Annotated in this window: 6 protein-coding genes; 4 read left to right on the forward strand and 2 right to left on the reverse strand. The window is 69.4% G+C overall.

Translation table 11 applies throughout. The features are described 5' to 3' along the window. Positions 1-165: 165 nt before the first annotated feature. Positions 166-744: a cysteine dioxygenase family protein gene (locus tag VLF18_RS04220; RefSeq protein WP_325278372.1), complete on the reverse strand. Its 579-nt coding sequence runs from the start codon at positions 742-744 to the stop codon at positions 166-168. A gap of 31 nt (positions 745-775) precedes the next feature. Next, on the reverse strand, positions 776-1,873 hold the full coding sequence (gene metX, locus VLF18_RS04225) for a homoserine O-acetyltransferase MetX (RefSeq protein ID WP_325278373.1): 1,098 nt from the start codon (positions 1,871-1,873) through the stop codon (positions 776-778). A gap of 97 nt (positions 1,874-1,970) precedes the next feature. On the opposite strand from metX, the gene trmB reads away from it, so the two are divergent. The 4 genes from trmB to VLF18_RS04245 form a co-directional block, all read left to right on the forward strand. Beyond that, on the forward strand, positions 1,971-2,702 hold the full coding sequence (gene trmB / locus VLF18_RS04230; RefSeq protein ID WP_325278374.1) for a tRNA (guanine(46)-N(7))-methyltransferase TrmB: 732 nt from the start codon (positions 1,971-1,973) through the stop codon (positions 2,700-2,702). Between the two features lie 124 nt (positions 2,703-2,826). Continuing rightward, complete coding sequence (locus VLF18_RS04235) at positions 2,827-3,732, forward strand: DUF6689 family protein (protein WP_325278375.1); 906 nt, start codon at positions 2,827-2,829, stop codon at positions 3,730-3,732. A gap of 15 nt (positions 3,733-3,747) precedes the next feature. Continuing rightward, a complete protein-coding gene (locus VLF18_RS04240; RefSeq protein WP_325278376.1) occupies positions 3,748-4,641 on the forward strand; it encodes a GAF domain-containing protein in 894 nt (297 codons plus the stop codon). Positions 4,642-4,734: 93 nt separating this feature from the next. Continuing rightward, positions 4,735-6,411, forward strand: a 1,677-nt coding sequence (locus VLF18_RS04245) for a serine/threonine-protein kinase (RefSeq protein ID WP_325278377.1), incomplete at its 3' end; no start/stop codon positions are given.

Below are 6,411 nucleotides of genomic sequence, written 5' to 3' on the forward strand. Positions count from 1 at the left end.
CGGGTGGGCTGCGCATGGCCCGAACTGGACGGCGAAACCCATCCCCGCCCATCCCCGCCGATATCCGTCCGGCCCGTTGGGCGTTCGGAGCGACCAGAATCTGCGGTTCCGAGCAGTCGTCTTTCACTCCTTGAAGGGAGCTTCCACCAGCTCGCCAGGGCCGCCTCAGTGCGTCTGATCCAGCGACAGCTGCCGCTGGTCGCGCTCGTACCAGAAGTTTTCCAGCGGGCGGAACACGCTGCAGCAGGTCATCGGGCCGCGATAGATGTGCAGCGACACGGCGACGTCGTTGTCGCTGGGGTTGCAGATGGTGTGGTACTCGTGCGGCGGGATCAGGCTGCCGGCGGAGCCGGCGCCGGCGATCATGGTGCCGCGGGATTCGAAGCGGTAGCGGTTTTCTTCGTTGCCGGTCATTTCGTACGGCGTGATCTCCAGCAGGCCGTACCAGACGCCTTCGACGCACCACATGCCGGCGTGGTCGTGGATCGGCGTGCCCTGGCCGGGGCCCCAGGTCATGGCGATGACGCTGTAGCCGTGTTCGTCACTGCGGTAGAGCTCGCGTCGGGCGTAGTGGTCGCCGACGGGTTCGAACACGCAGTCGGGCAGGCGGACTTCCGGGTCGCGAATCAGGCGGCACAGGGTGTGGCGCAGTTGATCGGTGATTTCGGTCGGACAGTCGCGGCAGATGGCGGCGTCCAGCGCGTCGACGAGGCGCTGCGCGCCGGGGAACTGCAGGGTCAGCATGACGGGGTCCGTAGGCGATAGCGCGGCGATTTTACAGCCGCGCCAGGAACTGCGCGATGGCGGCACCGAATCGGGCGATGTCGACGAGGAACGCATCGTGTCCCTGCGGGCTGTCGAGCGCGACGAAATCGACCTCGGCACCGCTCTGGCGCAGGCCGTCGGCAATTTCCTGCTGCTGGCTCAGCGGGAACAGGATGTCGGTTTCCACGCCGATCACCAGCGCGCGCTGCAGACGGATGCGCGCGAGCGCGGCGCTGACGCTGCCGCCGTATTCGCCGATGTCGAACCAGTCGCTTGCGCGCGACAGGTACAGATAGCTGTTCGGGTCGAAGTTGCGCACGAAGCGGCGCGCGTGGCCGATCAGGTAGGACTCGATCTGGAATTCCGCGGCGAAGGGTTCTTCGTCGCGCTGGTCGGATTCGAGCCGGATGCGCGCGAAGCGCCCGACCCACTCCATGGCCGACCGATACGTGATGACGCCGAGCTTGCGCGCGATCGACATGCCGGCTTCGGGGTACTGGTCGTCGGAATAGTGGCCGTTGTTCCACTGCGGATCGAGCCTGATCGCCTCGCGCTGCAGCGAGCGGATCGCGATCGCGAACGGCTGCGCCTGCGGCGCCGTCGAAATGCTGATGTGGCTGCGCGCGCTGTCCGGATGCAGGGCGAGGTAGGCCAGCGCGGTCATGCCGCCCATGGAGTTGCCGAGCAGGCAGGCGAGCCGCGTGATGCCCAGGCCGCGTACGAGTTCGTGCGCCGCGTTCGCGGCGTCCTCGAGGGTCAGGTCGGGAAAGTTCAGCCGATAGGGTTCGCCGCTGGCGGGGTCGATCGACGCGGCACCCGTGGAGCCCTTGCAACTGCCCAGCGTGTTCACGCAGATCACGTACCAGCGGCTCGTGTCGATGTGTTTGCCCGGGCCGAGCATGTCTTCCCACCAGCCCGGGGTGTCGTCGTCCGCGTTGGACGCGGCGTGGGCGCTCGGCGAAAGGCCGGTGAAGATCAGGATCGCGTTGTCGCGCGCGTCGCTGAGTTCGCCCCAGGTCTCGTAGGCGAGGCGGGCGGCGTGCAGGCGGCCGCCGCGCTTCATCGGAAACGGCGTGGCAAGGTCGAAATAGCGGCGGGCGTCGCCCATGGCGTCGTCGTCAGGCTGCGGCGGTGCGCGGAGGCGGCGAATGTAAACTCATGCCCTGGCCAATCCAAGGCTTGTCATACGGTGTTTCGGTCTATCGATGTTCGCGAATTCCCGTCCGGTCGACAGTCGCCAGAACGGCGTGCACGCGCGCCTCGCGATGCTGGTGCAGCGTCATCTCGATCATCCGTTCCGCCGGCCCGTCGCCGAACACTCGCGCCGCGCGTTCGACGAACTGGCCGAACGCGTCGACGGAGACCCGCGTCCGCGCGTGCTCGACGCGGGCTGCGGCACCGGCGCGAGCACGCGGCAGCTCGCGCGGCGGCACGCCGGAGCGCTCGTCATCGGCATCGACAAGTCGGCGCATCGCCTGGACAGCGGCCGGCGCTCGGCGCCTGAGGTTCCGTCCAATGCGCTGCTCGTGCGTTGCGACCTCGTGGACTTCTGGCTGCTCGCCGCGCAGCGGCAGTGGCGCTTCGCCGCGCAGTACCTGCTGTATCCGAATCCATGGCCGAAACCCGAGCACGTGCAGCGGCGCTGGCCCGGACATCCGGTGCTGCCGTCGCTGCTGGCCTGCGGTGGACAGATGGAACTCCGCACAAACTGGAAAACGTATGCGGAGGAGTGGGGCGTCGCGCTGGCCCTCGCCGGCATCGCGTCGCGGCTCGTTCGCTGCGACGATCCGGATACGCCGGCATTGACGCCGTTCGAGGCGAAGTACCGGGCCTCGGGCCATGATCTCTGGCGCGTGCTGGCGGACTCGACAGTGCTGACTCCGTCGGTCGGCACCCGGGAAAAACCTCAAGTCCGTCGGGAAATTTCGCCCAAGTGACGGAACTACAATCATTCTTCACCGTATCTGGCTGTTCAAGCTCCGGACGCACCGGTAGATTGGCCGCGAAGTCCGCAGCGGCACGGATGCGATGCCGCAAAGGGGGCGACCGATGAAAGCGTCAATGCGCGCACTCGCCCGCCGGGGGCTGGGGTTGTCGTTCCTGTTGCTCGCGCTCGCCGCGGCGCCGTGGAATGCCGCGCTCGCCCAGGTCACCGTCACGATCAACGGCAATGTCGCCCATGCCGACATCAGCCTCGTCAGCGGGCTGCAGACCTATGACGGCGAAGTCACGATCACGTTCGACTCGCCGACCGACCTCACGGCCGCCGGACTGAACCTCACCGCCCAGCTCGTCAATCCGACCGATCCGGCGATCACGGCGCGGCTGCCTTCGGGCGTCAGCGTCGATCCGGCGTTTCCGGTGCTCATCACGGTCGAGCCCACGGCGATCGAGCGCATCTTCGCCTCGGGCATGGAGACCGGCGAGACGGGCGAGGGCAACCTGCGTTTCGTCAACGCCTACGATTTCGAGATCCACACGCACGAGCTCGTGTTCGTGCCGGGTACGTCGTATCGCGTGTTCAAGGCGCCGCTGTCGGGCGCGTTCTTCGACATCACGGCCGACGTGACCAACGGCAGCGTGCGCGGGCGCGGCCGCAGCGGCGGCTTCTCGCAGTTCATGATGGTCAGCGACACGCGTGCGGAAACGCTGCTGGGTCTGCCGGTCATCGCGCTCGGCAAGCTCGTCGATCTGGAGCTGCGTCTCGTCGCCGCGATTCTCGGCAACGTGCTGCGTCTGGAACTCGCGGGGCTGCTGACCAATGTGCAGCTCGCGCTGCTGTCGCTGAACTACGCGACGGCGCTGGTGCAGATCGATCTGTTCATCCTGCGCGTGAACCAGGAGGCGGGCACGGGCATCGCAAACGTCTGGCGCTCGCAGCGCGACCTCGTCAACGATGCGGGCGACCTCGACGGCCTCGCGCGTTCGCTGCGCTACAGCATCGCGCGCCTCAACGGCGGCCCCTGAGGATCGCGGAGGACCATGCCGGCGCGCTTCAGTGCCTATCCGCCGGATCGTGCCGTCGTCGTGCGCGTGTTCGACGACGGCACGCGCTACAGCGTCGGCCGCGCGCCGGGCTGTGAGGTCGTCCTTGATCACGGTTCGGTGTCGCGGCATCACGCCGAGGTGTCCGCCGACGGCGAAGCCTGGCGGCTGACCGATCTGGGCAGCAAGAACGGGCTGCGCGTGGACGGCCGGCTCGTGTCCGAGGCGGTGCTGAATTCGCCGACCTGGTTTGCGATCGGCGACGTCTATTGCTGGCTCGAACCGCTGAGCGCGGAAACCGCGCGCGATGCCGCGGCATTCGCCGAGGTTCGCCGCTCGACCTCGCGTGCGTTGTCGCAGCAGTTGCAGCCTGCACTCGGCGTCGATGCCTTGTTGCGGCAGACGCTCGACGCCGTGCTCGAACTCTCGCAGCTCGAACGCGGCTTCGTGCTGTATGGCTCGACGGCGGAGACGTTGAGCGTGCGCGCCGCGCAGGGCCTCGCGCGCGACGACCTGACGCATCGCAAGTTCGCGGGCAGCGCCGGTTCGCTCGAACGCTGCATGGCCGAGCGGCGCAGCGTCATCTGCTGCGATACGTCCGACTCGCCCTGGCTCGGCGCGCGGCCGAGCGTCGTGCTCGGCGGCATTCGCGCCGTGGTCTGCGTGCCGGTCGTCTTCGGCGACGAACTGCTCGGTGCCGTGTATGCGGACAGCCGCAATCCGGGGCCGCTCCTGACCGAGTTCGACCTCGAACTCATCGAAGGTGTCGCGCAGCAGGCCGGCGCGGCGCTCGCCGCCGCGCAATTGCGCGGTGCGGTCGACGCGCTGCTCGACGCGGCCGGCGAAGCCGGCATTCCCGCACCGCGCTGGGACGAAATCCGGCCGCGCTAGGACTGCTAGCGGTACGCCCGGGGTTCTGCGCTATCGTGCGCGCTTATGAGCGACCTTGCGGCAGGAACGTCCGGTATCGATGTGCGGGCCACCGTGACGGGGCTGATCGTCGCGTACGAATTGCGTATCGGCGAAGTCCTCGACGGCCGGTTTCGCGTCGACGAACTGCTCGGCGTCGGCGGCATGGGCGTCGTCTACCGCGCACGCGACCTGTCGCTCGACATCGACGTCGCGATCAAGCTGCTGCGCCCGGAACTCGCGCGCAAGCCCGAAGCCTTCGAGCGCTTCCGCAACGAACTGCTGCTCGCGCGCCAGGTGTCGAGTCCTCACGTCGTGCGCATCCACGACATCGCGCGCGACGGCGAGCGCTGGTTCATCAGCATGGACTTCATCGACGGCGAGTCGCTGGAGCGGCGGCTGGAACGTGCCGGTCCGCTGAACGTCGACGCCGCGCTCGCGCTCGCGCGCGGGCTGCTCGCGGGACTGTCCGCGGCACATCACTGCGGCGTCGTACACCGTGACCTGAAGCCGGCGAACATCCTGTTCGACCGCAACGACCGGCCGACCATCACCGACTTCGGCGTCGCGCGCAGCCTCGGTGCGACCGGCGTCACGCAGACGGGCCTGATCATCGGCACGCCGGAGTACCTGTCGCCGGAACAGGCGCGCGGCGAGGCGGTCGACGGGCGCAGCGATCTGTACACGGTCGGCCTGATTCTTTACGAAGCGCTGAGCGGCCATCTGCCGTTTTCGGGCGGCACGCCGGCGGAAACGGTCATGCGCCGGCTCGTGCGTCCGCCGCCGTCGCTCGCCACGCGCCGGCCCGACCTGCCGCGCTGGCTGCTGGCTTTCGACGAGCGCCTGCTCAAGCTGACGCCGGCGCATCGCTTCGCGAATGCCGACGAGGCGTTGCGCGCGCTCGACCAGCAGCGCCTGCCGCCGTCGCCGCAGCGCCGGCGTTCGCTGCTGCTCGCCGTGCTCGCCGTCTGTGCGCTGCTCGGCACCGTCGAACTCGTGCGGCGCCAGTGGCCGGCGTTGCGCGCCGGACTTGCGACGGCCGAGATCGCTGCGCCGACACCGCGCGTCGCGGTATTGCCGATCGCGGTCGACCGCAACGACGCATCGCTCGCGCCGCTCGCACGTGCGATCGAGGAACACGCGCGTTATTGGCTGCGCGACGACGGCGCGGTTGCGGTCGCGACGCGCGAGCGCGTGCTCGCGGCGCTCGCGCGCGCGGCGCCCGATCTCGACGGCGATGCGCTGGAACGGCGGCTGCCCGAGGTCGCGCGCGCCGCCGGCGTGACGCAATGGGTGCGCGGCAGTCTGCGTCGCGACGGCGACGCGTTCGTGCTGCGTCTGCAGCGCGATGCCGCGCTTGCGGCCGATGCGCTGCCGTCGGTGGAGATTCGCGGCGCCGACGCGGCCGCGCTGTTCGCGGCCTATCTGCAGGGCTTCGCCGCCTTCGCGACATCGGCGCCGCCGATGCTGCCGGCACCGGCCGCGTCGGCCTACGGCGAGGCGCTCGCCGCGCTCGACGCGCGCGAACCGGCGGTTGCGGCCGAGCGGCTGCAGGCCGTCTCCGGCGTGGTGGCGACGAGCGCGCTGCTGCAGCTCGCGCTGCTGCAGGCCCAGAGCGACGCGCGCGAGGAAGTGTCGGTCGAAGCCACGCGCGAGCAGATCCGGCAGACGCGCGCCGAGGCACGCGACCTGGCCGGCCGCCTCGCGCTGGCGCAGGCGACCGACGCGCCCGAGGAACGCGCGAATCGGCTC

This window comes from Tahibacter sp., assembly GCF_035481375.1.
Classification (GTDB): domain Bacteria; phylum Pseudomonadota; class Gammaproteobacteria; order Xanthomonadales; family Rhodanobacteraceae; genus Tahibacter.